General features: G+C 64.2%; 1 protein-coding gene. It reads left to right on the top strand.

Annotation, left to right across the window (positions count from 1 at the left end; genetic code table 11):
* Positions 1-98: 98 nt before the first annotated feature.
* The gene (locus tag RCH07_RS19210; RefSeq protein ID WP_442784874.1) at positions 99-1,241 is read left to right on the top strand and encodes an IS701 family transposase; all 1,143 of its coding nucleotides are present in this window, start codon (positions 99-101) and stop codon (positions 1,239-1,241) included.
* Positions 1,242-1,414 lie beyond the last annotated feature (173 nt).

Here is a 1,414-nt window from a genome sequence, read left to right as displayed (position 1 = left end):
CTAGTACTACAGTCGCGTTTATTTTGGCTGTATCGGCGTTTTAATCGGACTTTTGCCCCGAATCCTGTTAATCATGACGGGTGAACGATGATATTTGGGTGACAGAGATACAGGAATGGGCGCAGGGCCTCGAGGAGATCCGCGGGTTGATTGGGGACGATTTTGCACGCTCGGAGCCGCGGAACAACGCGGTCAGTTACCTTCGTGGCCTGCTCTCGGATGAGGAGCGGAAGAACTCCTGGACCTTGTCTGAGCGGGCCGGCCATGGCACCCCTGATGGGATGCAGCGGCTACTCTCGACCACGGATTGGGACCCGGATGCCGTGCGCGATGCCTTGTTCGGCTACGTGAAAAAGCACCTGGGCGACCCAAAGGGGATTTTGGCGATTGACGAGACCGGATTCCTGAAAAAGGGGACGGCATCGGCCGGGGTGGCCCGCCAGTATTCGGGCACCGCCGGGCGGGTGGAAAACTGCCAGATCGGGGTGTTCCTCACATACGCGTCCCCGGCCGGGCGGACCTTTTTGGACCGGGAGCTGTACCTGCCCAAAGCCTGGATCGACGACGCCGAGCGGTGCAAGCGAGCGGGAATCCCCGAGGACCGCGTGATGGCCACCAAGCCCGTGCTGGCCGCCGAGATGATCGAGCGCGCCCTGGACGCCGGCATCGAGGCCGAATGGACCACCGGGGATGCCGTCTACGGCCAACACACCGGGCTGCGCCGCCGGCTGGAGGCCCGCGGCATGCATTACGTGATGGCCGTGCCCATGAACCAGCGCGCCATCACCCCGACCCCGGGTTCATTGGGCGCCGAAGGGCGGGCCGATCAGCTCTTCGCCGCCCTGGACGGGAGGGCCTGGCGCACCCGCACCGCCGGCACCGGGACCAAGGGCGAACGGCTCTACGCCTGGGCAAGGATCCGCATCAACGGCCCCGCCGAGACAGGGGAACACTGGCTGCTGGCCCGCCGCTCCCTGAAAGACCCCACGGACCTGGCCTACTTCATCTGCCACACACCCGAGAACGTCACCCTGATCGAGCTGGCCCGGGTCGCCGGGGCCCGCTGGGCCATCGAGGAAACCTTCCAAACCTCCAAAGGCGAAACCGGGCTCGACCACTACCAAGTGCGGCAATATGCCGGCTGGTACCGGCACATCACCCTCTCCATGTTCGCCCACGCCTTTCTCAGCGTCATCCGCTCAAAAAAGGGGGCCCGCACCCAGGCTCCGACCAGCTGGTAAGGCTCTCACTGCCCGAAATCAGGCACCTCATCACACGGATCGTCTGGCACCGGGAATCAGACCCCCGCCACGTGATCCACTGCTCCCTCTGGCGACGAAAACACCAACACCGCGCCCAGCAATGCCATTACAAGGCCCGCGGTCACGTCCCACAAACGCGACTGTAGTACTAG

Origin of the sequence: Arthrobacter sp. CG_A4 (assembly GCF_035985125.1) — a bacterium.
Lineage (GTDB): Bacteria > Actinomycetota > Actinomycetes > Actinomycetales > Micrococcaceae > Arthrobacter.
The sequence above is the reverse complement of the archived record's forward strand: the minus strand, read 5'-3'. Positions and strand labels throughout refer to the sequence as shown.